This is a genomic window from Chromohalobacter sarecensis, from assembly GCF_023061135.1.
In the GTDB taxonomy this organism is placed as follows: Bacteria; Pseudomonadota; Gammaproteobacteria; order Pseudomonadales; family Halomonadaceae; genus Chromohalobacter; species Chromohalobacter sarecensis.
The window spans coordinates 56,489-82,546 of the sequence record NZ_JAKGAN010000007.1 but is presented as its reverse complement, the minus strand read 5'-3'; the positions used below and the strand labels follow the sequence as shown (position 1 = coordinate 82,546).

At 61.2% G+C, this 26,058-nt stretch carries 28 protein-coding genes, 1 tRNA gene and 1 riboswitch; of the genes, 14 read left to right on the top strand and 15 right to left on the bottom strand.

Annotated elements, in window-relative coordinates; all coding sequences use genetic code 11:
- Window positions 1-7: 7 nt before the first annotated feature.
- Window positions 8-400: a sulfurtransferase complex subunit TusD gene (gene tusD / locus L1071_RS12235; protein WP_246975250.1), complete on the bottom strand. Its 393-nt coding sequence runs from the start codon at window positions 398-400 to the stop codon at window positions 8-10.
- Between the two features lie 370 nt (window positions 401-770).
- Here tusD and L1071_RS12230 point away from each other — a divergent pair, with 370 nt between their 5' ends.
- Complete coding sequence (locus tag L1071_RS12230; protein ID WP_246975248.1) at window positions 771-1,055, top strand: hypothetical protein; 285 nt, start codon at window positions 771-773, stop codon at window positions 1,053-1,055.
- 80 nt (window positions 1,056-1,135) lie between these two features.
- Here the strand turns inward: L1071_RS12230 and L1071_RS12225 are convergent, their stop codons facing one another.
- Entirely contained in the window at window positions 1,136-1,810 is a 675-nt protein-coding gene (locus L1071_RS12225) for a Bax inhibitor-1/YccA family protein (protein ID WP_246898083.1), read from the bottom strand.
- Between the two features lie 170 nt (window positions 1,811-1,980).
- Here L1071_RS12225 and L1071_RS12220 point away from each other — a divergent pair.
- Window positions 1,981-2,071 (top strand) — tRNA-Ser (locus L1071_RS12220).
- A 76-nt stretch (window positions 2,072-2,147) separates the two neighbouring features.
- Here the strand turns inward: L1071_RS12220 and L1071_RS12215 are convergent.
- The 4 genes from L1071_RS12215 to L1071_RS12200 form a co-directional block, all read right to left on the bottom strand.
- Window positions 2,148-2,822: a metallophosphoesterase gene (locus tag L1071_RS12215; protein WP_246975246.1), complete on the bottom strand. Its 675-nt coding sequence runs from the start codon at window positions 2,820-2,822 to the stop codon at window positions 2,148-2,150.
- Window positions 2,823-2,866: 44 nt separating this feature from the next.
- Window positions 2,867-3,118 (bottom strand): hypothetical protein, encoded by a 252-nt coding sequence (locus tag L1071_RS12210; RefSeq protein WP_246975244.1) that lies wholly within the window; start codon window positions 3,116-3,118, stop codon window positions 2,867-2,869.
- Between the two features lie 81 nt (window positions 3,119-3,199).
- Window positions 3,200-4,909, bottom strand: coding sequence for a potassium/proton antiporter (locus tag L1071_RS12205; protein ID WP_246975242.1), 1,710 nt, complete (start codon window positions 4,907-4,909; stop codon window positions 3,200-3,202).
- 66 nt (window positions 4,910-4,975) lie between these two features.
- Entirely contained in the window at window positions 4,976-5,818 is an 843-nt protein-coding gene (locus tag L1071_RS12200; RefSeq protein ID WP_246975241.1) for a hypothetical protein, read from the bottom strand.
- An 85-nt stretch (window positions 5,819-5,903) separates the two neighbouring features.
- Window positions 5,904-6,008, top strand: a riboswitch (TPP riboswitch).
- 33 nt (window positions 6,009-6,041) lie between these two features.
- On the opposite strand from L1071_RS12200, the gene L1071_RS12195 reads away from it, so the two are divergent.
- The 3 genes from L1071_RS12195 (at window position 6,042) to L1071_RS12185 (ending at window position 8,669) form a co-directional block, all read left to right on the top strand.
- Window positions 6,042-6,803, top strand: a complete 762-nt coding sequence (locus tag L1071_RS12195) for an ABC transporter ATP-binding protein (protein ID WP_246975239.1) — start codon at window positions 6,042-6,044, stop codon at window positions 6,801-6,803.
- A complete protein-coding gene (locus L1071_RS12190; protein WP_246975237.1) occupies window positions 6,800-7,567 on the top strand; it encodes an ABC transporter permease in 768 nt (255 codons plus the stop codon). Before L1071_RS12195 ends, L1071_RS12190 begins: the two co-directional genes overlap by 4 nt.
- A gap of 118 nt (window positions 7,568-7,685) precedes the next feature.
- Entirely contained in the window at window positions 7,686-8,669 is a 984-nt protein-coding gene (locus tag L1071_RS12185; protein ID WP_246975235.1) for an ABC transporter substrate-binding protein, read from the top strand.
- Between the two features lie 56 nt (window positions 8,670-8,725).
- On the opposite strand, the gene L1071_RS12180 is transcribed toward L1071_RS12185, so the two are convergent.
- Window positions 8,726-9,493, bottom strand: coding sequence for an alpha/beta fold hydrolase (locus L1071_RS12180; RefSeq protein ID WP_246975233.1), 768 nt, complete (start codon window positions 9,491-9,493; stop codon window positions 8,726-8,728).
- Between the two features lie 51 nt (window positions 9,494-9,544).
- Complete coding sequence (locus L1071_RS12175; protein WP_246975231.1) at window positions 9,545-10,219, bottom strand: 7-cyano-7-deazaguanine/7-aminomethyl-7-deazaguanine transporter; 675 nt, start codon at window positions 10,217-10,219, stop codon at window positions 9,545-9,547.
- A gap of 493 nt (window positions 10,220-10,712) precedes the next feature.
- Here L1071_RS12175 and L1071_RS12170 point away from each other — a divergent pair, with 493 nt between their 5' ends.
- Entirely contained in the window at window positions 10,713-11,036 is a 324-nt protein-coding gene (locus L1071_RS12170; protein WP_246975229.1) for an ArsR/SmtB family transcription factor, read from the top strand.
- Window positions 11,037-11,052: 16 nt separating this feature from the next.
- Here the strand turns inward: L1071_RS12170 and sohB are convergent, their stop codons facing one another.
- Entirely contained in the window at window positions 11,053-12,102 is a 1,050-nt protein-coding gene (gene sohB, locus L1071_RS12165) for a protease SohB (protein WP_246975227.1), read from the bottom strand.
- Between the two features lie 101 nt (window positions 12,103-12,203).
- Here sohB and L1071_RS12160 point away from each other — a divergent pair, with 101 nt between their 5' ends.
- Entirely contained in the window at window positions 12,204-12,521 is a 318-nt protein-coding gene (locus L1071_RS12160; RefSeq protein ID WP_246975225.1) for an SCP2 sterol-binding domain-containing protein, read from the top strand.
- Between the two features lie 36 nt (window positions 12,522-12,557).
- On the opposite strand, the gene nudC is transcribed toward L1071_RS12160, so the two are convergent.
- From nudC to L1071_RS12140, 4 genes are read right to left on the bottom strand one after another with little or no spacing between them, the layout of a single operon-like run.
- The gene (gene nudC, locus L1071_RS12155) at window positions 12,558-13,352 is read right to left on the bottom strand and encodes an NAD(+) diphosphatase (RefSeq protein WP_246975223.1); all 795 of its coding nucleotides are present in this window, start codon (window positions 13,350-13,352) and stop codon (window positions 12,558-12,560) included.
- On the bottom strand, window positions 13,349-14,110 hold the full coding sequence (dnaQ, locus tag L1071_RS12150; RefSeq protein WP_246975221.1) for a DNA polymerase III subunit epsilon: 762 nt from the start codon (window positions 14,108-14,110) through the stop codon (window positions 13,349-13,351). Before dnaQ ends, nudC begins: the two co-directional genes overlap by 4 nt.
- A 3-nt stretch (window positions 14,111-14,113) precedes the next feature.
- The gene (gene rnhA, locus L1071_RS12145) at window positions 14,114-14,581 is read right to left on the bottom strand and encodes a ribonuclease HI (protein WP_378109642.1); all 468 of its coding nucleotides are present in this window, start codon (window positions 14,579-14,581) and stop codon (window positions 14,114-14,116) included.
- A 19-nt stretch (window positions 14,582-14,600) separates the two neighbouring features.
- The gene (locus tag L1071_RS12140; RefSeq protein WP_246975217.1) at window positions 14,601-15,404 is read right to left on the bottom strand and encodes a methyltransferase domain-containing protein; all 804 of its coding nucleotides are present in this window, start codon (window positions 15,402-15,404) and stop codon (window positions 14,601-14,603) included.
- Between the two features lie 114 nt (window positions 15,405-15,518).
- On the opposite strand from L1071_RS12140, the gene gloB reads away from it, so the two are divergent.
- The 6 genes from gloB (at window position 15,519) to L1071_RS12110 (ending at window position 23,378) form a co-directional block, all read left to right on the top strand.
- A complete protein-coding gene (gene gloB / locus L1071_RS12135; RefSeq protein ID WP_246975215.1) occupies window positions 15,519-16,286 on the top strand; it encodes a hydroxyacylglutathione hydrolase in 768 nt (255 codons plus the stop codon).
- 48 nt (window positions 16,287-16,334) lie between these two features.
- The gene (locus L1071_RS12130; protein WP_246975213.1) at window positions 16,335-17,666 is read left to right on the top strand and encodes a LysM peptidoglycan-binding domain-containing protein; all 1,332 of its coding nucleotides are present in this window, start codon (window positions 16,335-16,337) and stop codon (window positions 17,664-17,666) included.
- Window positions 17,667-17,771: 105 nt separating this feature from the next.
- Complete coding sequence (locus L1071_RS12125) at window positions 17,772-19,607, top strand: extracellular solute-binding protein (protein ID WP_246975211.1); 1,836 nt, start codon at window positions 17,772-17,774, stop codon at window positions 19,605-19,607.
- A gap of 15 nt (window positions 19,608-19,622) precedes the next feature.
- Window positions 19,623-20,690, top strand: a complete 1,068-nt coding sequence (locus L1071_RS12120) for a microcin C ABC transporter permease YejB (RefSeq protein WP_246975208.1) — start codon at window positions 19,623-19,625, stop codon at window positions 20,688-20,690.
- Window positions 20,690-21,793, top strand: a complete 1,104-nt coding sequence (locus L1071_RS12115) for an ABC transporter permease (protein WP_246975206.1) — start codon at window positions 20,690-20,692, stop codon at window positions 21,791-21,793. Before L1071_RS12120 ends, L1071_RS12115 begins: the two co-directional genes overlap by 1 nt.
- Window positions 21,783-23,378 (top strand): ABC transporter ATP-binding protein, encoded by a 1,596-nt coding sequence (locus L1071_RS12110; protein ID WP_246975204.1) that lies wholly within the window; start codon window positions 21,783-21,785, stop codon window positions 23,376-23,378. The genes L1071_RS12115 and L1071_RS12110 overlap by 11 nt, the downstream gene beginning before the upstream one ends.
- Window positions 23,379-23,454: 76 nt before the next feature.
- Here L1071_RS12110 and rsuA read toward each other — a convergent pair whose 3' ends face one another.
- Together rsuA and L1071_RS12100 are read right to left on the bottom strand one after the other, a co-directional pair.
- On the bottom strand, window positions 23,455-24,162 hold the full coding sequence (gene rsuA / locus L1071_RS12105; RefSeq protein ID WP_246975202.1) for a 16S rRNA pseudouridine(516) synthase RsuA: 708 nt from the start codon (window positions 24,160-24,162) through the stop codon (window positions 23,455-23,457).
- Window positions 24,163-24,171: 9 nt separating this feature from the next.
- Window positions 24,172-24,975: an amidohydrolase gene (locus tag L1071_RS12100; RefSeq protein ID WP_246975200.1), complete on the bottom strand. Its 804-nt coding sequence runs from the start codon at window positions 24,973-24,975 to the stop codon at window positions 24,172-24,174.
- 120 nt (window positions 24,976-25,095) lie between these two features.
- Between L1071_RS12100 and rarD the strand changes: the two genes are divergently transcribed.
- The gene (gene rarD, locus L1071_RS12095; protein WP_246975198.1) at window positions 25,096-26,028 is read left to right on the top strand and encodes an EamA family transporter RarD; all 933 of its coding nucleotides are present in this window, start codon (window positions 25,096-25,098) and stop codon (window positions 26,026-26,028) included.
- Window positions 26,029-26,058: the final 30 nt, after the last annotated feature.

The window sequence follows — 26,058 nt, the reverse complement described above, 5'->3', positions numbered from 1 at the left end:
GCCTTATTCAGGGCGCGAAGGTGATCAGCCGTTCGTGCGTCTGGCCGATATCGAGCAACTGACCCAGCCCCGTCAACTCGAAGGGAGGTTCGAGACTTGCCCCTCTCTTGCCGTGACGCTCGGCTTCGCGGGCATCGAGCAACCCACGACGCAGTGCCGCCGCCACGCAGACCTGCAAGACGGTTCCCTGCGTGCGCTGTAACTCACGCCAGGCATCGACGAGATGCGGCTCGTCCTGCGGCGGCGCCGCGAAGTGCGCAGCGTTATAGACCCCATCGTGATAGAAGAACACCGTACCGACACGATGTCCCCGTGCGATGGCGGCATGCGCGAAACGCAATGCAGAGTGCGCGGCCTGATGGCTATACGGACCTCCTAGCACGAGTAAGGCGTAACGCATCGAGAGTCTCCCATCACGGACATAGTGAATAGCACTATTGTCCTCGACGTAACGAGGTCAGGCAAATCATTGGAAGCACCACGCGCCATCGAGTCAGACAATCATTGACGCCAACCATGTTAGCGAGTATATTTTTAACAAGCTAACGTATAGCACATCTTTAGCTAGCGATACTGATCTGTTGATATCCCCAAACTTTGGCCGCCTTTCTAGGCGGCTTTTTTTTATGCCGCACCGCAACAGACGCGACTAATATGAGCGCCGTCAGGGTTTGTGCGAATCCTCTTTAGCCGTTACGAAATCCAGCTAAATTGAAAGTGTCTGTGTCGTAATGTACCGGCACACCTGCTGATTCGTGGAGGTTACGATCATGAGCGTTGCCCTGCTTTCCCCGACTAAACGTCCGCCAGCGTCGCTGGCACGGACCGAAACGGCCTGCTCATCCACGCTGTCGATCACCCATGGCGATAGAGTGGCCTTCTCGTGCTCAACGCCCAAGTGCGAGATAGGCTGCCTGGCGCGCCTTCGGCATGACCCGCATCTTCGGCATGACATTTTCGACACCGAAGATATCGCCAACACCCGACGCCGCGCGATTTTCTACACCCGCTGGCATGGGTTCGCCGAGCCTCTGCTGCAACTCTGGCGAGGATGAAAATGCCCTACGTAAAAGGCCCGCACCTTTCGAGGTGCGGGCCTTTGCCAAACAGGCGCGCAGTCGCGCCACGTGCCGAATCAGTCGTTAGACATGAACCCAAGAAGGGACAACAGGCTAATGAACAGGTTGTAGATCGACACGAACAGGGTAATGGTCGCCAAGATGTAGTTGGTTTCCCCTGCGCGATGGATGATCTCACTGGTCTGATACAGAATCGCCGCCGAAGAGAACAGCACGAAGCCTGCTGAGACGGCCAGTGCCAAGGCGGTGATATTGAAGATCATCGCCGCCACCATTGCCAGTACCAACACGATCGCCCCGGCGATCATGAAGTTACCCAAAAAGCTGAAATCCTTGCGGGTAATCAAGGCCACGGCCGATAGCCCGATGAACGTCGCGCCCGTCATCCCCAGCGCCGTCATCACCAGTTGCGCGCCATTGGGCATTGACAGGTAGAGGCTCAACATCGGCCCCAACGTGAAGCCCATGAAGCCCGTGAAAGCGAAGATCGACAAAATGCCCGCCGCCGAATTCGCGGTCTTATGAACCAGGAACATCAAGCCGTAGGCACCAATCATGAAGATGAAGATATTCATCTGCCCGATGCCCATGGCCATCGCGGTTCCCGCCATCACAGCGGAGAACAACAGCGTCATGGCCAAGAGCATATAGGTGTTGCGCAACACCTTGTTGGTACTGATTTCCGACCGCGTCGTCTGCTGGTCAGCAATCTGAGAAGTACGATATGCCATGGGATTTCTCTCCTCGGTGGCGCTGAAAACATAAGGTAAGACCTAGGATGCCCCGCTTGAGTTCCCACTGCAAGATGGATATTCAACGCCCCAACGTTGTTTTAACTCATTGAAAGCACAAAAAGTCTTGACGACTCAGCAAATGCTGGTAGTATACACCGCCGTAAGCCGGAGGGATGGCAGAGCGGTTGAATGCACCGGTCTTGAAAACCGGCGAAGGTTTGTAGCCTTCCCAGGGTTCGAATCCCTGTCCCTCCGCCATTACATTTAAACGCCCTGAGATTTCAGTAACTTACTGGTCTCGGGGCGTTTTCGTTTGGGATGTTACATCGAACCGTTACAGCGGCAACGGTTCGCTACCGCTCATTAGTGTGCCGGCTTCGATGAGCGTTAGCCTTCCCGTCGTAAAGGCGCCGGTATCGATGTAGTAGACGTTCCCTAGCCATGTGGGACGCTCCACGATGGTATGCCCCACCACCACGGCATCGATACCCCTGACCGGCGTCTCGTCGCCACGCCGGATGCGCGTTCTTCCCCAGAGCAGTTCCTGCGAAGGCGTTACGACGTCCCGCCAGTCCGCGGGTGGTTCGGCGTGAACGATACCGAGACGCTTACCGGCGACTGATATTTCGCGCGCATAGGGCATGCATGGCAAGGCTTGCTGGAGCAGCGTCTGCACTTCGGCCAATCCCGCCTCTAGCGCCCAAGTGCCACCGTTGATCATCCAGGCATCACGCGTTTTCAAGCTGCCCCTTTCCTCGCCCAGCAACGCGTCATACGCCAGCATTTCGTGATTGCCACGCACGGCGTAGAACCAAGGCTCGAGGGCGAGAGACAAACACTCGAGGCTATCGGCACCACGATCGATCAGATCCCCAACGCTGAACAGTCTATCGCGTTGACGGTCGAAACCGACCGCACTCAACGTCTCATGCAGCAACGCCAGTTGGCCGTGTATATCACCGACGATGAAATCGCGGCCGCGCTCATTGGGACCATGCCGTTGAAACACGCAAGCGGCTCCTTATCAACTAACAAAAACATCACAAGGATCGACTAAGTATCGCGAAACACCAGCTCTTCAACGTGCCTAAGATCATCACGCGAGTCGCTGCCTTCGCGCTCCAGTGCCTTCGCTAGCAGCTCATCGACGCTGGCACGCGGATGTGCCCCGGCCATCTCGACGCTTTCGAAATCACTCGCTTGGCATTCCGGACACCTTGCTTCCAGCGGCCGTCGCGTTGCCTTAATGAACACTTCAACCTGACAAGCACGACAACGATAGAGGCGCCGGTGGGGCATGGACATGAAAAACTCCGCAGGACAAAATAATTACTCAGCGTAGAACAAGATAATGTGCTGCGCGCTATTAAATTCACGTTCACTGACTCAGTGATAAAGCCTCAAACCGACCTTTGTTACCCGATTGCCTTCCACCGAACTGACGACCCAGTGGAAGCCATGCCAATCGACATCGTCCCCCACCACGGGATGGCCGCCGACGCGCAGCGAGACGAATTCACCCAGGGTCATGTTCTGCTCACCCGCGCTCAAGGTCAGCCCATAGGCATCCGCCACATCGCCCATGACGGCTTCCCCATCCAATGTAAAAGTACCGAAGAAGGCGCGCTCACGCTTAAGCGTAGCGTCTCCGTTGAACAATCGATTGAGCGCCGGCAGATCCTCGCTGCGCCCGATGACGCAAATGACATCGCCAAGTTTCAGCCGCGTACTGCCTTTGGCATGCAGCATGGTATGTTTACGAAACAGACCGGAGATCAGCGCACCCGACGGGAAACGCAGCAAGCGAATAGACACGTTCTCGAGCGCTTCGTTCTCGACCTTATAGACGAACATTTCATAATCGTTTTCCGGCAGCACGCCCAACGCACCGCGGCGATTGGGCGTTGTGCCGGCCGGCACTTCGACACGCATCCAACGCGCCACCCGCGCCAGGGAAGCCCCCTGCATCAATAGCGACATCAGCACCACGAAGAAAGCGACGTTGAAATACAGCGTCGCATTCTCGACCCCCGCGATCACCGGAAAGATGGCCAGCACGATGGGCACTGCCCCACGTAACCCCACCCAGGAAATGAAGCCGAGCTCCCGCCAGCGAAAACTGAAGAACGGCTTGAGCGAGACCAGCACAGCCAACGGGCGCGCCACGAAGATCAAGCCTAATGCCAAGACGGCGCCCGGCACGGCATAATCGATCATTTCACTGGGTGTCACCAACAACCCCAGCACCAGGAAAAGCCCTATCTGGCTCAACCACGCCAAGCCATCGTGAACCGGCAGAATATGCGTGAGATGCCGCCCCGGCTGGTTACCGATCATCAAGCCCGCCAGATAAATCGCCAGGAAACCACTGCCACCAGTCGCGCTGGTCAAGCCGAAGATGAAAAAGCCCGACGCCAGCGCCAGTAGCGAATAAAGTCCTGACGCTAGATCGAGCCAGCGCAGCAGCTTGGCCGCTAGCCAGCCACCGCCGACCCCGAACAGCAAGCCCAGCCCGAACTGCGAGACGAACGTTATTAGCGTGTGCCCGACACCGCTGGCACCGTTTACCAACACCTCCGCCAGGGTGATCGTCAGGAAAATCGCCATCGGGTCGTTGGTACCCGACTCGATCTCCAGCGTTGCACCCACCCGCTCGTTGAGCGTCACCCCCTGACCGCTGAGCATCGAAAAGACCGCGGCAGCATCCGTGGAGCCCACAATCGCGCCGACCAATAAACCTTCCACTAGGGAAAGATTGAATATCCAAGTCGCCAGCAGACCGACGAGCCCGCTGGTCACGAAGACCCCCAATGTCGCCAAGGAAAGCGCCGGCTTGAGCCCCACGCGGAACGTCTTGAGCCGCGTGCGCAAGCCGCCATCGAGGAGGATCATCGCCAGTGCCAGGTGCCCGATCAGGTAGGCAAGCGAATAATCGTCGAACTCGATGCCCAGCACGCCTTCCTCGCCGGCCATCATGCCCAACCCCAGGAACAACACCAGCAGTGGCACCCCGATGCGCGACGAGACGCGGCTCGCGACGATGCTCAGCGCGATGAGGAACCCCGAAAATAAAAAAAGGCTGTTGATGGTATCCACGACTAACGACTATCTCCCTAAATTCAAGGGCCTAGTATGCCATGTCCCGACGAGCCATGCTGTCACCTACATCAACCATGCAGGCTGCGATTTCAAGATATGCCAGTCGATATCACCCTGTAACCGCATGGCCCAGATCAGGGCGCGCATTCCCTGACGGTATTCGCCAAGCGCGACATCCGGCGACTGGCGTCGATAAGCGATAACAAAAGCATCTCGCTCAGCGGACCCCGTAATGAGCAATTCAGCCACACATAGATCGAACTCGAGCGGCGCCCACACCAGCGCCTCCCAGTCACTCCATAGCCAACCGGTGGCGCCGCACAGGAATTGATCGGCACGTAAATCGGGCAGGCACCACACCGCGCGTGACGGCACGGGAAAATCGGGGAGCGCCTCCCAATCGGCGCAGCGTGGGTGTCGCCTCAAAAAATCGTGCGCCCGTCGTGGCCACTGCGATAGCGGCCAGACCGTCTCCAGAGGATGCCCCCAGCCCGATACCGTTTCGCGATGCAAGTGCCCTAACTGGCTGCCCAAAAGTGCAGCGAACGCATTCCCCATCCGTGCCGGCGTACCATCGCTCCAGGGCAGGCTCCAGAGCGGCGTCTGGTGCAGCGCGCCCAGATACGTCAAAGGCAACGGCGGGAGCGGTAAATGTGTCGGCAAGGCACCGGCAAGACGCGTCAGCGCCTCGGGACAGCGCCAACGATCGAAGCCAAAAAGCCGCTCAATACCTTGCCAGAAAGGGTCCTGGGCAGGATGCGTGCGTGCCAACTTGAGCAACTGCGGCGCTTCATTGCACGTACGCCACAGCCAATTGGCGCTATCATCCCAAGCCAGTGGCAGTGCAGCGAGCGCATGACCGGTGAAGACCTCGATACGATGCGTCAGTGCGGGATCGGGATACATGCATACTCCTGACAGCCCAAGCGATAGCGAGATGGCGCCCCCCTGCACGACTGGGCAGTCGCCACCGTATCAGGATACAATAATCATCTCTGGATAGGGGTGCCCATCACGCAATGGGCTGAGAGCGCCATGCGCAACCCTGGAACCTGATCCGGTTAACACCGGCGGAGGAAATACCAGAGCGTGCCGTCGGCACGTCCTTCGCCCCATTCATGGAGCTTTGATGACGTCCCTCGGTTTTTCGCTTTCCCGGGCACGGCTCGCCTTCTCGGGACAATGGCTATTCGATGGCCTTTCGGCCGACTTCGCGCCCGGCAGTTGGACGGGGCTGCTCGGCCGCAGTGGCAGTGGCAAAAGCTCCTTGCTACGCATGATCGCCGACCTGCCCATTCCCGATACCCATGATTTGGCCCTCTCCACCGGGGATCAGCGCCCGTTGGCCGGCCGCTTGGCGTGGATGGCCCAGCAGGATCAGTTGCTTCCCTGGCGCAAGGTCATCGACAACGTACTGCTCGGTCCTGCGCTGCGCGGGCGCCCCACCGCGGCGCAACGTCAACGCGCCATGGCCCTGCTCGACGACGTCGGCCTCAGCGACAAGGCCGAACAATGGCCCAAGACGCTCTCCGGCGGGCAACGACAGCGAGTGGCGCTGGCACGCACGCTCTTCGAGGATGCGCCGGTGGTGTTGATGGACGAGCCCTTTTCCGCTGTCGACGCCATTACGCGCCTGGAACTGCATGAGCTCGCCGCGCGCCTGCTGGCCGGGCGCACCGTATTATTAGTCACGCACGATCCGCTCGAAGCCCTGCGCCTGAGCGATCGCATCCTGATACTCGGCGGTCAGCCGGCATCGTTGCGCGACTTCGAGGTTCCCGGCGGGCAACGTCCACGTGCTCTCGACGCCCCCGACGTGCAGCGCATGCAATCGCAATTGGTGGCACGCCTTCACGCGCCCCATGGCGATCCCGAGGGGAGCGTCTCATGAGCATACTCAAGCGTTTCTGGCCCGCTTTTTTAGGGATTCTCTCCCTACTCGGGCTTTGGCAAGCACTCGTCGTCATCACCGGTGTTCCCGGCTATGTACTGCCCTCACCGCTGGCCGTCATGCAAGCGTTCGCGGCGCACCAGCAACTGTTGTGGCATCATGCCGGTATCACGGTGATCGAGATCGTCGCGGGGCTGCTCATCGGGTGCATCAGCGGGCTGGGCACCGCGCTGGCCCTGGCGCGCTTTCATGGCTTACGGCGTACCCTGTTGCCGATACTGCTGATCAGCCAAGCCGTGCCCTTATTCGCCCTCGCGCCGATTCTCATGCTATGGCTAGGTTATGGGATGACCGCGAAAATCGTCATGGCCACGTTGATCATTTATTTCCCGGTCGCCTCGACATGCTACGACGGCCTGCGCCAGACGCCTCAAGGATGGCTGGACCTAGCCCAGACACTAGGGGCCGATCGTCGACATCGGCTGTTGCGCATTCAACTGCCCGCTGCTTTACCAGCGCTGGCATCGGGTATGCGCATGGCCGCCAGCGCCGCCCCCATCGGTGCGGTGATCGGCGAATGGGTCGGTTCGAGCCAAGGTCTTGGCTACTTGATGCTCAATGCCAACGCGCGCATGCAGGTCGACCTGATGTTTGCCGCTCTGCTGATTCTCGTCACCTTCGGGGTGGCGCTCTACTTCACCACCGATGCCGTGATGCGACGTCTCATGCCCTGGCACGAGGACCGCACCGGCGCTACTAGCTGACAACCACCCAGGGGCAGCGCACGCCATCGCATGGCAATGTCCCATACGCCGCCTTTCACGGCGATAACGATAATGCCCGCCACGTTTCAATGGGCGGGGATCCGCAGGAGAACATCACATGCTACGTTTGACTCGACGCCTCATGGGAGCTTGCCTTGCGCTGGTATTGATCGCTCCCGGCCCGACATGGGCCGCAGATGATGACACTTCGGGGACGACCTCCCTGAAGGTCATGCTCGACTGGTACACCAACCCATCGCACGCCCCTCTGGTCATCGCCCAGCAACGCGGCATCTTCGAACGCCACGGGCTCGATGTGGAACTAATCTCGCCCGCCGACCCCAGTGTTCCGCCCAAGCTGGTCGCCGCCGGCAAGATCGATATGGCCATCAGTTATCAGCCTCAGTTGCACCTACAAGTCGATCAGGGCTTGCCGTTGGTACGCGTGGGCACGCTGATCGCAACGCCGCTCAACATCACGCTGGTGCGCGCCGACAGCGATATCGAAAGCATGAAAGACTTGGCCGGCAAAAGTATCGGCTATTCGGTAGGCGGCGTCGAGGAAGTGCTGCTCAATGCCATGCTCGAGCACAATGGCGTGGCGCCGGATGACGTCGAGATGGTCAACGTCAATTTCGCGCTGACACCGGCGCTGATCGGCGAAAAAGTCGATGCCGTCACCGGTGCATTTCGCAACTTCGAACTGGCTCAAATGGCGCAGGAAGGCGTCAAGGGCCGCGCCTTCTATATCGAGGAAGAAGGCGTTCCCACCTACGATGAACTGATTTTTATCGCCAATCGCGACACCCTGGATGCACATCGCGATGCCTATACACGCTTCATGGCCGCCATCGAAGAAGCCACGGCGTGGATTATCAATCACCCTGATGAGGGCTGGGAAGCTTTCAAAGCCTCCGATCCGGCGCTCGACACCCCGGTTAACGAGAAGGCCTGGTACAACACCATTCCACGCTTCGCCTTGCGGCCTGCCGCCCTCGACGGCCAGCGTTACGAGGCCTTCGAGTCGTTTCTGCTCGAGCGCGGCCAGATCAAGGCCAAGAGTCCGCTGTCGCGTCTCGCTGTCGATCTCAGCCAACCGTAATTCTCAGCCACCGGGCACCTGAGGGAACGTTTCTCTCAGGTGGCCGGCGCGCCATTTCATGACGCTAGAAAGCGTGCCAAGGCCTTCTGGAACGCCTCGGGCTGCTCGGCATGCAGCCAATGCCCGGCATCGGGAATGGTCTCGATACGCGCTTCGGGCAACACCGATTCGACCGCTGGCAAGGCGTCGTCGTCAACGTAGTCGGAGCGCTCGCCACGCAGGACCAGCGTCGGCCCCGTATAGGTGCCTTCACCCTCCGGCACCGCGACGATATGGGCGTAGTCTTCTTCAATCTCGTCGAGTCCCACGCGCCACACCAGCGTGGCATCCTTGCCACGAACCAGATTGGTCGCCAGGAACTGCCGCGTCGCCGGGGTCTCGACGAATTCCGCCATGATCCGATCGGCTTCCTTGCGGTCCGAAGGCGGCTGCCGCTCGACCGCACGCATAGCCTTGAAGATCGCTTCGTGTCCGTGCTCGTAAGCAATTGGTGCGATGTCGGCGACGATCAAGCGCGCTACACGTTCAGGCGCTTGACGCGCCAACGTGATAGCGACCTTGCCGCCCATCGAGTGCCCTAGCAGATCGCAGCTCCCGACCTCCAGACGCTCCAGCAGGGCCTCGACGTCCGCCGCCTGGGCAGCATAGCCCATGCCGGCTTCATGGGGAGATTTTCCATGGTTGCGTAGATCAACGGCGATCACGCGACGGCTGTCCTGCCAACGCTTGATATGCGAGCGCCAGTTATCGGCGCTTCCGAACAAGCCGTGCAACACCACCAGTGGGCGCCCGGCACCACCGGTATCGACATGATGTAATTCCATAATTTGCCTCGTCAGCCACTCAAGTCATGCCGGCATGATACCAGAGGCGTTTCAGGCATTGCGTCCTGATACCGGTTCGGAGGCATCGGCGACATGTGCCAGGCGACGCGTCACCGCTCCCAGCAGCACGCCATACAACGGCAGGAAGAAGGCCAGGCTGATACTCAGCTTGATGGCATAATCCACCCAGGCGATTTCGACCCAGTGCGCGCTCATGAACGCATTGGGCCCATTCCAAAAGGCGATGGCAAAAAACGCGAAGGTATCGGCCAGGTTGCCCAATAGCGTCGAAAACGCCGGTGCCACCCACCAGGCGCGCAGCCGCCGCATCCGATCGAAGACGTGAATGTCCAGCAACTGCCCAAGCACATAGGCCATGAAACTCGCCAGGGCGATACGCCCCACGAACAGGTTCCAATCACCCAGCGCCGAGGCTCCCTGGAAGGCACCGTCCTGAAACAGTACCGAGACCACGTAGGAAATCAGTAAGGCAGGCAACATGACGCGCGCGATGGTCGTGCGCGCCCGGCGTTTCCCGAACAACCGCACGGTCAAGTCCGTGGCGAGAAAGATGAACGGAAAGCTGAACGCTCCCCAGGTGGTGTGCACACCAAACATCGAAAACGGCAATTGCACCAAGTAATTGCTGGCCGCGATGACGATGATGTGGAAACTCACGAGCCACCCCATCAAGCGGCGCGCCTGGCGAGAGTCGAGGGCAAACATGTAACACCTTTTTAGTTGCCGAAAGAGGCCGAGGGGTAAGGGAACCCTCAAGGCAGGACGGCGCGAGAGACGCCGAGCAAAAGCGGCAAAATTGTAAAGGGTTTCACCGACACCGACCAGTACTTACACCACTAGTTAGACGCCAACAGATCACTCGTCGACGGCCGTAACATCAAGTGACCAGGGAACTAACTGCGTAACTTCAATGCCTTATGAATAGACAAAGATTACAGCAGGCTACCACACCATAGTGGGCCGACGATCCCCCGACCCCAAACGATGAAATACCGTTGAAGACTATCTTGGACAGGGCTGGCTAAGTTATTGAAGATTCGCTAAATCAAGAATGAGTAACAGGGAATGACCGCTTGTCCAATGGGTGAAAGGATACACCTGACATGGACGGTCATTCGACACCGAGCATCCCATTGCTGCGGGGCGCTTCATCCCTCGCCCTTCGGCACATCGCCAATCCCAATGTAGGAGAGACAATATGCGCCAGCTCCAGCCTGCCTCCGCCCTGATCGACGCCGGTTACAGCGCTATCGACAAGGGCACGACGCTACTCAAAGCCATGGCCAACGAAAACCGCCTGCGCATCCTGTGCCTGCTCGACGACGCGGAGCTTTCGGTCACCGAGCTGAACCGCAAGCTCAACCTCAGCCAGTCGGCGCTCTCGCAGCACCTGGCCATCCTGCGCCGCGAGAATCTGGTGGTCACACGCCGTGCCTCGCAGACCATCTACTATTCACTGGCCGGCGATGAGGCCCGAACGGTGGTCGATTCACTCATCGCGCTCTACGGTAAATCCCGCTAAAAACCCCGGCAGCGGCTCAGCGCCGCTGCCAACCGCTAGCTTCCAGGCGTTCCATGACGCGATCCCCGAGACGCTCGACGCCCATCGAAGCTCCCACGCCGACACGCTGCAACAGCGAATGGCGCGGTTCTAGCGTCACATGCAGGACCCGCGCCTCCATCATGCGCGTCGCAAGATAGCCATCACTGGTGGCAATCTCATCGATCAAGCCATCCTCAAGGGCCTGGCGGCCATACCAGATTTCGCCAGTCGCCACCTTGTCGATATCCAGCGCCGGACGCCGCTCACCGACGTAACGCTTGAAGAGATCATGGGTTTCCTGCAAATCGTCGAGAAACTTGGCGCGGCCTTCGTCGGTATTTTCCCCGAGCACGGTCAAGGTCCGCTTGTAACGCCCCGCCGTGAGCAGCTCCACATCGATATCGTGCTTCTTGAGCAGGCGATGCACATTGGGCACCTGCGCGACCACGCCGATCGATCCGATAACGGCGAACGGCGCCGCGATCAAGCGATGCGCGCAGCAGGCCATCATGTAGCCCCCGCTGGCGGCGACCTTATCCACGCACACGGTAAGATGCGCCCCCGCATCACGCAGCCGGTCGAGCTGGGCCGCGGCGAGTCCATAGGAATGCACCAGACCGCCGCCTGAGGTGAGACGCACGACCACTTCATCTTCGGCCTGCAATTCACCCAGCAACAGCGAGACCTGCTCTGCAAGCTGTGGGGTGCGTGACGCCTTGAGATCGCCATCGAAATCGAGCACCCATACACGCGATGCCACCTCGTCAGGGGTGTCATTCTTTCCTTTGCGACGTGCTTTTTCCTGCTTGCGTAACATCTTTTGTGCGCGCCGCCGCTGTGCTGGTGCCATGGCAGCCAAGCGCAACGATTCACGCCGCCGCCGCTGGCGCTCATTCAACGCCACCACGCGCAGACGGGCATCCTCGCCTTGTCCGCTGGCGCGCTGCTTGAGGGAGACCACCAGCACAACCAGAACGCCCAGGGCGATGACCAGTGTCGCCAACTTGGCGGCGAACAAGGCGTATTCCGCTATCCATTCAATCACGTCGCTTCCTCATGCTTGGATGACAATCGATGCAGCTCTTGTATGAAACATTTGTTTGAAATAGGCTGGGAGCTTCCATCAACACCACAGAGTGACCGATCATGGCCGACGCCAGTACCGTCATCGAAAAACTTCAGTCGCGCTTCGATCCTGCCGCCGCACGGGGCATGAATGATATTTTCCAGTTCCACATCAGCGACGCCGAAGACTATTACCTGCATGTTCAGGACGGCACCCTGGACGTCCAACAAGGCGAGCACGACGACCCTTCCGTCAGCCTGACCACCGACACCGAAACGTTGAAAGGCGTAATGAACGGCGAGATCAACGGTATGCAAGCCTTCATGAGCGGCAAGCTAAAGGCCGCCGGCAATGTCATGCTGGCCACCAAGCTCACCAGCCTGTTCCCCAGCGGCTAATTCTTCCCTCTCCGCATTTCCACGCCATGACATCTCTCAGCGCATCGCCACTGCGCTGAGGTGCGTCTCGATCAACTGACGCGAGATCGAATGGCTGGGGGGCAGCTCCGGCAAATGACGCGGCGTGAACCAAGCGGCATCGGCGATTTCTACGCCATCGATGCGGATGCGCCGACTGGCCGCTTCGGCGAAGAACCCCAGCATCAGTGAATGCGGAAACGGCCATGACTGGCTGCGAAAGAAACGGACCCGACCGATCTCGACCCCGACTTCCTCGTGAACTTCACGGCGCACGGCGTCCTCAGCAGTTTCCCCCGGCTCGATGAACCCCGCCAGGGTGGAGTAACGCCGCGCAGGAAAACGCGCGTTGCGCGCCAGCAACAGGTCCCGTCCATGGGTAACCAAGGTAATAATGCACGGCGAGATACGCGGATAGCTGCGATGACCACACGCTTTGCACTGCATGGCAAACTCGTGCGATAGACGCTGCATCGGTGTTCCGCAGCGCCCACAAAAACGATGATCGCGCGCCCAGGCCGACACCTGCAGCGCCGTGGCCAATAGATCGCCCTGCGCAGCAGGCAAGCGCGCTAGCCAATCACGCGCTGCAGGCCAGCTCGCCTCGCCACTCTCGTGCGCCATCGCAACCGGCAAGCCTTGCCACATTCCCAGCGGCATAGCCTGCTCCGGCCAGGCACCGGGTGACTGAAGAATGCCCGCCTCTTCACCGGGGGCGATGCCCGTCTCGCCGAAACGAATCCAATAACCCCAACGCGGCGTTTCCGCGCCGGGCAACTCTCTCACGAATGCCGGTGTCGAAGTGGTCGTCATGACGGCCCCTGCGTCGCCTCGTCCAATGCATCCCAATGACACTCGCCCGCCGCCTGGCGAATGCTATCGAGCTTGGTTCGATGGGCATTCAATTCTGCTTCGCTGAGCCGCGTCACCGCCAGCGTCAGCCCCTCCCGCGCCACGCGCCGAATGCCGCTGACGCTATTCGCGTCATCCGCATCGCCGCCAGCGGCAGCTTCGACGCCGGCTAACGAAAGTGCCGTCTGCCCCCCGGTCATCGCCAGGTAGACATCGGACAGAATTTCCGCATCCAGCAACGCGCCGTGGAGAACCCGGCGACCGTTATCGATACCATACCGCTTGCACAGCGCATCCAGGCTATTGCGCTGCCCAGGGTGCAGCTTGCGCGCCATACCCAGCGTATCGAGCACACCGCAGTGCTCGGCGACCGGCCCCAACCGCGGCCCGCCACGTTTGTTCTGTAGCAAGCCGAATTCATGATCGATGAAGCCGACGTCGAACGCCGCGTTGTGAATCACCAGCTCGGCGCCGCGGATATACTCCCAGAAGGCATCGGCAACATCCGCGAACACCGGCTCGTCGGCGACGTGCTCATTGGTGATGCCGTGTATCTCCACGGCCTCGGGCTCGATATCGCGCTCGGGGTTGATGTATTGATGGAAGTTGTTGCCGGTCAGTCGGCGATTGACCACCTCCACCGCCCCGATCTCGATCAGACGATGACCTTCCTTGGGGTCGATGCCGGTCGTTTCAGTGTCCAGTACGATCTGACGCATTGCTTACTCTTCTCCTGCCATGGTCCGCCGCTGAGCCGCCTGGATATCGTCGGTGGCGGCGTTAGCGAGCGTATCGGCCAGTTCGTTACCTTCGTGGCCACTGTGTCCTTTGACCCAGTGCCATTCGATGCGATGGCGCTGAGTTTCCTCGAGTAGTTCACGCCACAGCTCGGCGTTTTTGACTGGCTGTTTGGCGGCGGTCTTCCAGCCACGCTTGATCCAGCCATGGACCCACTGGGTAATCCCCTTGCGCAGGTACTCGGAATCGGTCCATAGCGCCACTTCGCAGGAACGCGACAAGAGCCGCAGCGCCTGAATCGCGGCCGTCAGTTCCATGCGGTTGTTGGTGGTCTCGGCCTCGCCGCCGTTGAGAGTTTTCTCGTGCTGACCGTAACGCAGCACCGCCCCCCAGCCGCCGGGGCCAGGGTTACCGCGACAGGCGCCGTCGGTATAAATGGTCACGTGGGGCATGTCGCCCACGCTGGGAGTGTCAGTCAACCTCGGCCATCCTATCGTCGTGGGCGTGCGTGGCGTGGCGCGAACGCCCGCCGTGATCGCGATGAAGCGCGGCGGGGCCGAGCCAATTGCCCGCCATCGAATCGCGGCGCAGCGAGGTGCGCAGCGGCTGTACAGGGATCTTCTTACGCCGGGCCACGATCAGATAACACCCCCCAAAGGGCAGGTTATAGCGACGCCCCAGCGTTTCGAGCCCCAAGTTATGAATATGCCCGCCGGGCAGGCGAAAGCCGCAGTAGTCTACGCGGTCGATCTCGAAATCGACAAACGCCAGCCACTCCCGAAGCCGACCGCTGCGACGCCAGTGTCCCTTGCAGGGCCAACGACGCCGATTGGCAGGGGACAAATGCCCCAGGGCATCGGCACCGAAGGGGTTCCAGCCCATCATGACCAGCAAGCCATCATCGCGCGTGACCCGTGCGGCCTCGCGCACCAGATGGTGCGCGTCGGGCATCACCTCCAACAGATGATGCACCAGCACGAGATCGAGGCTTTCATCGGCAAGCGGCAAGGCGCTGGGATCGCACACCAAGGTAGCATCATCCTGAGCCAAGGCGCGCGTCGGCGCCCAACTCATCGCATGGCGAATGGGGCACATATCGGTCAACCGCGAGGCCATGCCGAGTTGCAGGCTGTGGGATCCGAAGCGCGACTCGCAGAGCGGGCCCAGACACGCACGCTGTGCCTGCCATAAGGCAACGCCGTCCTCGGAGCCCCAGAAGCGACGCCCCTCGCGGACGGCGTGCGCCAGCGTCATTGTCATGTGCGAATTTGACACGGTGGCCCATTCCCCCCAAGGTTGTCGCATTTTACGCTGCCGTCCGCCATCGCATATGCGTGTGCCGTGGTGACGATAGGCGTGTTTCCGACGTTTGCCGAGGTCTAGCGTATTATGTTGACCGTGATTCCAATTCCCGCGTTCCAAGACAACTATATCTGGCTGCTCCGTCAGGATGCCAGCGATAAGGTAGCGATCGTCGATCCCGGCGACGCGCAACCCGTCATCGAATACCTGGAGCATGAAAACCTGAATCTAGTGGCGATTCTGGTCACCCACCATCATCACGATCACACCGGCGGCATCGAAACGCTGGTCAAACGCTACGGGCCGCGCGTGATAGGCCCTGACAATTCGGCCATCCCCGCCGTTGAAGAAGCCGTTGGCGACGGCGACGACTTCCGCGTGCAGGGTCGGCGCTTCGAAGTCTTCGAAGTCCCTGGCCATACGCTCGACCATATCGCGTTCTATGCCCCCGGAACGCCGGGGCTGCTGTTCTGCGGCGACGTGATGTTCTCGGCCGGGTGCGGGCGCTTGTTCGAAGGTGAGCCAGCGCAAATGCAGCGCTCACTCGAACGCCTCGCGGCATTGCCCGACGACACCATGGTGTTCGCGGGCCACGAATATACGCTGGCCAACTTGCGTTTCTCCCAAGCCGCCGAGCCCGACAACCCCACGCGGGATGCCTATCTCGAAGAGTGCGAAAAAGCACGCCGGCTAGAACGCCCCACGCTGCCCACCAACATCGGCGTCGAGCGCCAGATCAATCCCTTCTTGCGCATCGACCAACCCGGCCTGCTCAGCGCAGTGGCCGAACAAGGTAACGCCGACGACGCCAGCAGTGCCTTCGCCACGTTGCGCGAATGGAAAAACCGTTTCTAGCAACGCCATCACCGGCTGCCGTCTAAGTCTTCGAGAGGTTTGCTTCCCATGCACGTTCGATCGACCCGCCGCCAAGTCCTTGGCTTGGCGGGAGGTCTTTTCCTGACCACCTTGCCCCTGCCCGCGCTAGCGGCCAGCGGCTCACCGACCGGCGACGACGCGGCTACATCGGCGAATCATGCGACCTTCTGGCAAGCGCTGGAGCTTCAAAGCGCCGTGCAGGCCGATACCTGGACGCGCCTTAAACGCGGCTTCGGACTGCCCCACGACATCGAAAATCCGCGCGTCAAGGAATGGCTCGACTATTTTGCCGCGCATCCTCAATACGTCTCGAGCATGGCCCAGAATGCGCGCCCCTGGCTACGCTGGGTCACCCGGCAGCTCGAAGCACGCGACATGCCCACCGAGCTGGCTCTACTGCCTTTCATCGAAAGCGCTTACGATCCCACCGCCGCCCATCCCGGTGGCGCCTCAGGTCTATGGCAGTTCATGCCAGGCACTGGTGAGGCCATGGGCCTGACCGATACATGGTGGTATGACGGGCGTCGCGATGTCGTAGCCTCTACAGGCGCCGCTCTGGACTATCTGCAGACACTCGCCACACAGTGGTATGACGGCGATCTCGAGCTTGCCCTGGCGGCTTACAATGCTGGCGCGGGCACAGTCAATCGCGCGCGTGAGCAGGCCGCCGCCCAAGGCAAGCCCATCGATTACTGGCACCTTTCGCTGCCCAATCAAACCATGGACTATGTGCCCAAGCTGCTGGCGTTGGCGGCGGTGGTGTCCGACCCACAGCGTTATGCGGTCACCCTGCCCGATATTCCCGATCGCCCTGCCATCGCCCAGGTAAAAGCCAAGGGCCAACTCGCGCTGACCGATGCCGCGCGACTCGCCGGGGTCAGCGAGTCACGCCTGCGCGAACTCAACCCGGCCTTTCGGCGCGAGGCGACACGCCCCGATCAGAACGCCAAGCTGGTGATTCCCGCCGACAGCCGCCAGCGCTTTCTCGCCAAGCTCGATACGCTGCCCGCCGAGAAGCGTCAGGCCAAGGCGCATTACGTGGTCAAACGCGGCGATACGCTCTCCGGCATCGCCGCACGTCATGACATTCCCGTCAGCGTATTACGTCAGCAGAACGCGCTCAGCGGCGATTCATTGCGCATCGGGCAGTCACTGGTGGTCCCAACCGCTGGTTCTTCTCCTAGCCTTGCCAGTCGCGATGCCACGCGCGAAGTCAGGGTCAAGCCGGGCGACAGCCTGTCGCGTATCGCGGCGCGCCACAACGTCAGCGTCGGCGACCTGGCACGCTGGAACCAACTCGATCGAAGCGCTTATCTGCAACCCGGGCAACGCCTGACATTGCGCCAGGCTTCGCGCTGAGCGCATTGAGCGATACCTCTACTCAGCGCGACACCGCTGGGGTAGGCTAGCGAGCGGGCCGGTGCTTCACCGGCCTCTGCGCATCTTGCTTCAAGGAATCGGTTGATGCCCTCGTTCGCTTTCAACTTGCTGTTGGGTTCTTGCCTATGGGCGATTAGTTTCGCGTCGCTGGCCGTGCCGGCCACCGACGTGCCAACCGTCGCGGGGATTTCGCTCTACGACGCGCCCGCACTGAGCGATGACTTCTCGCACCTGCCCTACACCAATCCGGATGCCCCCAAGGGCGGCGAAATGCGGCAAGCCGCACAGGGTAGCTTCGACTCGACCAACCCCTTCATCATCCAGGGCAATCCGGCCGACGGCCTGAATCACGTCTACGACACCTTGATGGAAGCCAGCGCCGATGAGCCCTTCACCATGTATGGGCTGCTCGCAGGCGGCATCCGCCTCGACCCCGATCGCCACTGGATGGAAATCGACCTGCGCCCGGAAGCGCGTTTCCACGACGGCCACCCCGTGACCGCAGAAGACGTGGTATTCAGCTTTCGCCTGCTGCGTGACGAAGGCCAGCCGTTCTATCGTGCCTACTACGCCGATGTCGACAAGATCGAAGCGCTGGATGACGACACCGTACGTTTCGAATTCAGCGACAACAATTCGCGCGAGTTACCCTTGATCCTCGGCCAACTCCCGGTGCTGCCCAAACACTATTGGGCCGCGCGCGACTTCGCCGCGCCGACGCTGGATAAGCCGCTGGGGTCCGGCCCCTACGCAGTCGAAAGCCTATCCCCAGGTCGGCGTATCGTCTATCGCCGCGTCGAGGACTACTGGGGACGCGACCTGCCCATCAACCGCGGCCGTCACAATATCGACCGTCTAGTCTACGACTACTACCGGGACCAGACCGTGGCGCTGGAGGCCTTCAAGGCCGGCAATCTCGACCTGCGACGCGAAAGCAGCGCCAAGAACTGGGCCACCGCCTACGATACCCCCGCTCGCGCGGAAGGCTTCATCAAGCGCATGGTCATCCTCGACGCTCAGCCTGCCGGGATGCAAGCCTTCGTCATGAACCTGCGGCGCGAGAAATTTCAAGATCGCCGCGTGCGCGAAGCATTGACCTTGGCCACTGACTTCGACTGGCTCAACACGCACCTTTTCTACGGCGCCTACGAGGAAACTGATAGCTACTTCGAAAGCTCCGAGATGGAGGCCAGCGGCCTGCCAAGCGACGCCGAACGCGCGCTACTCGCGCCCTACCGGGACCGCTTACCGCAGGACGTCTTCGACACCCCCTTGCCCGCGCCCCGACCCGAGGGGCTGCGACCGCGCCTGAAAAAGGCACTGGGGCTGCTGCGCGACGCCGGCTATGAAGTCCAAGACGGCACGCTGATCAACCGCGAGACCCAGCGACCGCTGCGCCTCGAATTTCTGCTCTACGACACCCAGTTCGAGCGCGTGACCCTGCCGCTGATCCAAAATCTCGAGCGCCTCGGTATTCAGGCCAACCTGCGCGTGGTCGACGTCAACCAATTCCTGACGCGCCAGCGCAACTTCGATTTCGACCTGATCCTCGGCAGTTTCCCGCAGTCCGCCAATCCGGGTAACGAACAGCGTGAATTCTGGACCAGCGACTACGCCGACGCGCCCCGCAGCCGCAACTTGATCGGGCTGCAGAACCCTGCCATCGACGGCCTCGTCGACAGCCTGATCCGCGCCGACAGCCGGCAGGCACTAGACGCTGCCGCACGCGCTCTCGACCGGGTGCTGCGCTGGGGTTTCTACGTCATTCCTCAATGGCACCTCGACGGCACCCGCGTGGCGCTGTGGGACAAGTTCGGCTATCCCCAGCCATTCCCCGAATATACCTTCGATCTATCGAGCTGGTGGGTCGATCCACAGCGTGCGTCGCGGATAGAACAACGCCAACGCGGCGAACGCTAAGGAAGGATATCGACCATGGCCAACTACGTCCTACGCCGCCTGCTACTGATGATCCCCACCCTGCTGGGCATCCTGCTGCTCAACTTCATTATCGTGCAGGTCGCGCCGGGCGGCCCCATCGACCAAATGCTGGCGCGTTTCGAGGGCATGGACAGCAACGCCAGCACGCGCCTGGAAGGCGGTGGCGAGACCTCCAGCGGCGACACTCGCAACGCGCGCGGCATCGACCCACGTCTCGAAGCCGCACTGGAGAAGCAATTCGGCTTCGACAAGCCCCCGGTGGAACGCTTCTTCGGCATGCTGGCCGATTACGCCACCTTCGATCTCGGCGATAGCTTCTTTCGCGGGCGGCCGGTGATCGACCTGATCGTCGAACGCCTGCCGGTGTCCATCTCGCTAGGACTCTGGACGACGCTGCTGGTGTATTCGATCTCGATACCGCTCGGCATACGCAAGGCCTTGCGTCACGGCTCGCGCTTCGATGTCTGGACCTCGGGGCTGATCATCGTGGGATACGCCGTGCCGGGGTTCTTGTTCGCTATCTTCCTGATCGTGGTGTTCGCCGGCGGCAGTTATCTGGACTGGTTTCCACTGCGAGGGCTGACCTCGCCGGACTTCGCCGATCTGTCGTGGTGGGGCAAGATCCAGGATTATTTCTGGCACATCGCGCTGCCCGTGCTGGCCTCGGCGATCGGCAGCTTCGCCACGCTCACCATGCTGACCAAGAACAGCTTCCTCGATGAAATCCATAAACAATACGTACTCACCGCACGCGCCAAAGGCGCCGGCGAAGGCCGCGTGCTCTACGGACACGTGTTCCGCAACGCCATGCTGATCATCATCGCGGGGCTTCCCTCGGCATTGGTGGGCATCTTCTTCACCGGATCGCTGCTGATCGAGGTCATCTTCTCGCTCGACGGCCTCGGACTGCTCGGCTTCGAGGCCGTCATGCAGCGCGATTACCCGGTCATTTTCGGCACCCTGTATCTTTACACCTTGATCGGGCTGGTGCTCAAGCTGATCTCGGATCTCACCTATGTGTGGGTCGACCCGCGCATCGACTTCGCGACGCGGGAGGCATGATGACACTTCGCATGCGCGCACGCCCGTCTCCCATCGCCCGCCGCCGCTGGCAAATCTTTCGCGGCAACCGGCGCGCCTGGTGGTCGCTCTGGGCCTTCGCCCTGCTGTTGATCGTCAGCCTGGGCGCCGAGTTGATCGCCAACGACAAACCCATCGTCATGCACTACCAGGGCCAGTGGTATGCCCCGGTGGTGTTCGATTATCCCGAGACCGAGTTCGGCGGCTTCCTCCCCACCACGGCCGACTATCGCGACCCCGCCGTGCGGGACAACATCGCCGCACAAGGCTGGATGCTATGGCCGGCCGTGCCCTTCTCCTACGACACGCTGGATCGCGAGCTAACGGGGCCCGCACCCTCGCCGCCCTCGTCACGCCACTGGTTGGGAACCGACGACCATGGCCGCGACGTCTTCGCCCGCGTGATCTACGGCTTTCGTCTGTCGGTGGTCTTCGCCGTGGTCCTGACGCTGGGCTCCATGGCGCTGGGTGTGTTGTTCGGCGGTGTACAGGGCTATTTCGGCGGCAAGGTCGACTTGATCGGCCAGCGCATCATCGAGATCTGGTCGGGTATGCCGGTGTTGTTCCTGCTGATCATCCTCGCCAGCCTGGTGCAGCCCAACCTGTGGTGGCTGCTGGGCATCATGCTGCTGTTTTCCTGGCTGGGGCTCGTCGACATCGTGCGCGCCGAATTCCTGCGCGCACGCAACCTCGAGTACGTGCGTGCGGCGCGCGCCATGGGACTGCCATCGCGCCTGATCATGTGGCGCCACGTACTACCCAACGCCATGGTCGCCACCCTGACCTTCATTCCGTTTCTGTTCACCGGGGCGATCACCACCCTCACCGCGCTGGATTTCCTGGGCTTCGGCCTGCCGCCAGGCTCGCCCTCGCTGGGTGAACTCGTCGCCCAAGGCAAGAACAATCTGCAGGCGCCCTGGCTTGGTATCACGGCCTTCCTGAGCCTCGGAATCATGCTTTCGCTGCTGGTCTTCATCGGCGAAGGATTGCGTGACGCCTTCGATCCACGCCACGTGCCCAGCAGCACCCCGTCGACCTCCGCCGATAGCGACGATCTACCCGGGAGAACCGCGCATGGCCAATGACGACGTCGTATTCGAACTCGATGCGCTGAGCATCGCCTTCGGCGACATGCGCGTCGTTGAGGACCTGTCGCTCACCATACGGCGTGGCGAAACCGCGGCGCTGGTCGGCGAATCGGGCTCAGGCAAGTCGGTCTCCGCCTTGGGCGCCCTCGATCTGCTGCCGCCTGGCGCGCGCGTCGAGGGCGGACGCCGGCTCTGCGGACAATCCCTCGAGGGGCTATCGCCGCGACGCTGGAACGCGTTACGCGGCGGTCAAGTCGGCTTCGTCTTCCAGGAACCCACGACCTCGCTCAACCCCTTGCACACGGTCGGCAAGCAGCTCAGTGAAACCCTGCGTCTTCATCAAGGCTTGCGCGGCCGTACCGCCCGCCAGCGCGCTCGGGAGCTGCTGGTGGAGGTACAGCTGCCGCGCCCCGACGAACTCCTCGAGGCACATCCCCATCAGCTCTCGGGTGGGCAACGCCAGCGCGTGGTGATCGCCATGGCCATCGCCAACAAGCCGCGACTGCTCATTGCCGACGAGCCGACCACGGCGCTCGATGTCACTGTTCAACAGGAAATCCTGGCCTTGCTCGCACGGCTACGCGACGCCAATGGCATGGCCATGCTGTTCATCACCCACGATCTCAATCTGGTGCGCCAGCATGCCGACAGCGTGCATGTCATGCAGCACGGCCGGCTGGTCGAAAGCGGTAGCGTCACACGCGTCTTCGATACCCCCCGCGCGGCCTATACCCAACACCTGCTCGCCGCCAATCCCGATGGCCATGCCGCGCCATTGCCGGAGGCTCGTACGACGCTGCTCGAGGCACACCACCTCGGCGTCTCCTTTGCACGGAGCAAGTCCTGGTTCGGGCGCCGCCCGCCCCCTTTCGTGGCCGTCCATCCGTTGGATATCACCCTGGCGCGCGGCGAAACCCTGGGCCTGGTCGGGGAATCCGGCTCCGGCAAGACCACCCTGGCATTGGCGCTTCTACGCCTGACCGCCGCCGACGGCGCGATCCTCTTCGATGGCGAACGCCTGGATACCTTACGCGGCAATGCGTTACGCCGACGTCGGCGGCGCTTTCAAGTCGTCTTCCAGGATCCTTACGGTTCGCTCTCGCCACGCATGCCGGTCATGGATATCGTCAGCGAAGGACTGCGTTTCCATCATCCCGAGCTTAGCGATGAGGAAGTCGAGCGCCGCGTTGCCACCACCCTCGAGGAAGTCGGCCTGCCATCGAATTGCGCGGCACGCTACCCACATGAATTCTCGGGAGGCCAGCGCCAGCGTATCGCCGTGGCACGCGCCATCATTCTCGAGCCTGATCTGCTCGTGCTCGACGAACCGACATCGGCACTCGACCGCAGCGTGCAGAAACAACTCATCGGTCTGCTGCGCAGCCTTCAAGAACGACGCGGGCTGAGTTATCTGTTCATCAGCCACGACCTCGCCGTGGTACGCGCCATGGCGCACCGCATCATGGTGCTCAAGGACGGTGAAATCGTCGAGCAAGGCGACTGCGAAACGCTACTCAGGCAACCTCGAGAACCTTATACAAGGCGCCTGCTCGAAGCCTCTGGATTGCATTTCGGTACCTGACGAGCCTCTTCCGGTGGCTGATGTCGGGCTCGTCAGGTTAAGACGCGATAAGCGAACAAATAGATAACGGTATAAACTAGATGGAAGCGATTTCCGCTTCGGTAAGCTCCCGCCACTCGCCCGCCGCTAGCGCTGAGTCGAGGACGATATCGCCGATCCGCTCACGGTGCAGTGCCACGACCTCGTTACCCAGCGCCGCGAACATACGCTTGATCTGATGGTAGCGGCCTTCCTGGATGATCAGACGCGCCTGAATCACCTCATCTTCATCCGACGACGGCAGACGTTCGAGGCGCGCGGGCAATGTCGGCTTGTCTTCCTTTTCCAGCATTAGCCCCGCTGCCAGGAGATCTTCCGCCCCTTCCATCAGTGGCTGGGCCAGCGTCACGAGATAGTGCTTGTCGCAGCGCCGCTTGGGGGATGTCAGTCGATGCGACCACTGGCCATCCTCGGTAATCAACACGAGTCCGGTGGTGTCCACATCCAGGCGCCCCGCGATGTGCAAGCGCTCGCGCTTGGTGACATCCAGCAGCTCGACCACTGAGGGATAGCGCCCCGGACGTGTCGTGCACTCGTAGCCCGTGGGCTTGTTGAGCATCAGATAGCGCACACCTACCAGGGCCAGAGGCGCGCCCATCCAACGCACGTCCTGTTTGTCACCGAGTTTGAAGGCAGAATTCTTGATCACTTCGCCATCCACCTCGACTTCGCCGCGGTGCAGGGCTCTCTTGGCCAGCGAGCGCGTCAGCTCGGTACTTTCACTTAAAAAACGGTCGAGACGCATGCAGTCAATTCACTCCTCGACCTGGAAGCGATCGGCGTCCATCCAGGCCGGAAATTTGTCACGGAACGCACTCAGCGCCTGGCGATCCAGGCGACCGGTACGCATGAAGGGCGCGTCGCGTGGCTCGTCGATCAAAGGCTCGCCCTTGAAGTCGACCAGCATCGAGTCGCCCGCGTACGCCAGCCCCTTGGCGTCTTCCCCAACGCGATTGACGCCGATCACATAGCAGAGGTTTTCGACGGCACGTGCCTGTAGCAGGGTCCGCCAAGGCTGACGACGGGGCGCGGGCCAGTTGGCGACGCACAGCAGCGCATCATACTCGAAATGCTCGCCCGGCGCGGGCTGCTGGCGCAGCCATACGGGAAATCGCAGGTCATAGCAGACACTCAACAGGATGCGAAAGCCATTGAGCTCGACAATGACGCGCTCACTGCCCATGCCATAGCGCTCATGCTCGCCGGCCATGCGGAACAGGTGGCGCTTATCGTAATGCGTGATATCGCCATCCGGGCGCGCCCAGATAAGACGATTGAAATACTCGCCGTCCTCGACTACAGCCACGCTGCCGGTCACTACGCAACCACGCTGGCGGGCTTGTTCGACCATCCAGCCGACGGTGGCACTTTGCGCCATGGGCTCGGCCATCTCGCGGGAATTCATGGTGAACCCCGTAGCGAACATTTCCGGCAGCACGATCAGGTCTGTATCGTCCGCCGAGAGCGTGCCAAGGCTCTCTTCGAGCAAACGGCAATTGGCTTGGGGATCTTCCCAGCGCAGGTCGGCCTGCACCAGAGTCGTACGTAATTCGCTCATCACACACCTCCCGGATTGATGATTCAGTCTGAAGGCCAGCTCAGGGCGGCGGCAAGTCCCTTTCGTCCATGTTAGATTAGCGCTCGCCTATTCGGTTCTGTCGCCCACGCTGAGGTTCCCATGGCTCGAGAGAGTGCCCCGCAAGACACTTCTACATCGACGACTGCCGCCGATAAGGACGCCGCCAAGGGCGTCATGTTCGGCGTGATCGCCTATACGCTATGGGGCTGCTTTCCGCTTTTTTTCGCGCTTTTCGAGGGCGTACCCGCCTGGGAAATTCTCACTCACCGCATCCTCTGGGCGTGTCTGTTCCTGACCTTGGTCGTCACCCTCATGGGGCGCTGGCAACCGGTCAGGGCCGCCTTGCGGGCGCCGCGCTTGCTGGGGCGCGTCCTCGGTTGCGCCCTGCTCATTGGCTTCAACTGGGGGCTTTACATCTACGCCGTGGAAACCCACCACGTCCTCCAGGCCAGCCTGGGGTATTTCATGACACCACTGGTCAATGTCGCCCTGGGCATGCTGGTGCTGCGCGAGCGCATGTCGCGACTGCAAGGCGCCGCCGTGGCCATTGCCATCATCGCCATCGGCGTTCAACTGGTGGGGCTCGGCGGCTTGCCGTGGATCAGCATCTGTCTTGCGCTAAGCTTCGGCACCTATGGCCTATTGCGCAAACAGATCAATCTCGATGGTTTGTCCGGGCTGTTCGTCGAGACGCTGATACTGCTGCCCCTTGGCTTGCTGGCCGTGGCCTGGTTCGAGATTGCCGGGGTGTCCCATTTTGGCGGCACCGCGCACAACACCACGCTACTGATCGCCAGCGGCGTTCTGACGGCTCTGCCATTGCTAGCCTTCGCCGGGGCCGCACGGCGACTGCGGCTGTCGACAGTGGGGTTCTTGATGTACATCAACCCCACCCTGCAATTCTTGATCGCACTGCTGATCTTTCGCGAGCCATTGGGCACCCTGCAACTCGTGACCTTCGTGCTCATCTGGCTCGGGCTGACGCTGTATTCGCTTTCCGCCTGGCAAAGCAGGCACGCCGGCGCCAAGTAAGTCATGCGTCACGGCGCTAACATCGTCTAG

Excerpts from the sequence above, each read along its gene's own strand:
- tusD (WP_246975250.1), bottom strand. The coding sequence starts at position 400 with ATGCGTTACGCCTTACTCGTGCTAGGAGGTCCGTATAGCCATCAGGCC.
- L1071_RS12230 (WP_246975248.1), top strand. The coding sequence starts at position 771 with ATGAGCGTTGCCCTGCTTTCCCCGACTAAACGTCCGCCAGCGTCGCTG.
- L1071_RS12225 (WP_246898083.1), bottom strand. The coding sequence starts at position 1,810 with ATGGCATATCGTACTTCTCAGATTGCTGACCAGCAGACGACGCGGTCG.
- L1071_RS12210 (WP_246975244.1), bottom strand. The coding sequence starts at position 3,118 with ATGTCCATGCCCCACCGGCGCCTCTATCGTTGTCGTGCTTGTCAGGTT.
- L1071_RS12200 (WP_246975241.1), bottom strand. The coding sequence starts at position 5,818 with ATGTATCCCGATCCCGCACTGACGCATCGTATCGAGGTCTTCACCGGT.
- L1071_RS12195 (WP_246975239.1), top strand. The coding sequence starts at position 6,042 with ATGACGTCCCTCGGTTTTTCGCTTTCCCGGGCACGGCTCGCCTTCTCG.
- L1071_RS12190 (WP_246975237.1), top strand. The coding sequence starts at position 6,800 with ATGAGCATACTCAAGCGTTTCTGGCCCGCTTTTTTAGGGATTCTCTCC.
- L1071_RS12185 (WP_246975235.1), top strand. The coding sequence starts at position 7,686 with ATGCTACGTTTGACTCGACGCCTCATGGGAGCTTGCCTTGCGCTGGTA.
- L1071_RS12180 (WP_246975233.1), bottom strand. The coding sequence starts at position 9,493 with ATGGAATTACATCATGTCGATACCGGTGGTGCCGGGCGCCCACTGGTG.
- L1071_RS12175 (WP_246975231.1), bottom strand. The coding sequence starts at position 10,219 with ATGTTTGCCCTCGACTCTCGCCAGGCGCGCCGCTTGATGGGGTGGCTC.
- L1071_RS12170 (WP_246975229.1), top strand. The coding sequence starts at position 10,713 with ATGCGCCAGCTCCAGCCTGCCTCCGCCCTGATCGACGCCGGTTACAGC.
- L1071_RS12160 (WP_246975225.1), top strand. The coding sequence starts at position 12,204 with ATGGCCGACGCCAGTACCGTCATCGAAAAACTTCAGTCGCGCTTCGAT.
- nudC (WP_246975223.1), bottom strand. The coding sequence starts at position 13,352 with ATGACGACCACTTCGACACCGGCATTCGTGAGAGAGTTGCCCGGCGCG.
- dnaQ (WP_246975221.1), bottom strand. The coding sequence starts at position 14,110 with ATGCGTCAGATCGTACTGGACACTGAAACGACCGGCATCGACCCCAAG.
- rnhA (WP_378109642.1), bottom strand. The coding sequence starts at position 14,581 with ATGCCCCACGTGACCATTTATACCGACGGCGCCTGTCGCGGTAACCCT.
- gloB (WP_246975215.1), top strand. The coding sequence starts at position 15,519 with ATGTTGACCGTGATTCCAATTCCCGCGTTCCAAGACAACTATATCTGG.
- L1071_RS12130 (WP_246975213.1), top strand. The coding sequence starts at position 16,335 with ATGCACGTTCGATCGACCCGCCGCCAAGTCCTTGGCTTGGCGGGAGGT.
- L1071_RS12125 (WP_246975211.1), top strand. The coding sequence starts at position 17,772 with ATGCCCTCGTTCGCTTTCAACTTGCTGTTGGGTTCTTGCCTATGGGCG.
- L1071_RS12120 (WP_246975208.1), top strand. The coding sequence starts at position 19,623 with ATGGCCAACTACGTCCTACGCCGCCTGCTACTGATGATCCCCACCCTG.
- L1071_RS12115 (WP_246975206.1), top strand. The coding sequence starts at position 20,690 with ATGACACTTCGCATGCGCGCACGCCCGTCTCCCATCGCCCGCCGCCGC.
- L1071_RS12110 (WP_246975204.1), top strand. The coding sequence starts at position 21,783 with ATGGCCAATGACGACGTCGTATTCGAACTCGATGCGCTGAGCATCGCC.
- rsuA (WP_246975202.1), bottom strand. The coding sequence starts at position 24,162 with ATGCGTCTCGACCGTTTTTTAAGTGAAAGTACCGAGCTGACGCGCTCG.
- L1071_RS12100 (WP_246975200.1), bottom strand. The coding sequence starts at position 24,975 with ATGAGCGAATTACGTACGACTCTGGTGCAGGCCGACCTGCGCTGGGAA.
- rarD (WP_246975198.1), top strand. The coding sequence starts at position 25,096 with ATGGCTCGAGAGAGTGCCCCGCAAGACACTTCTACATCGACGACTGCC.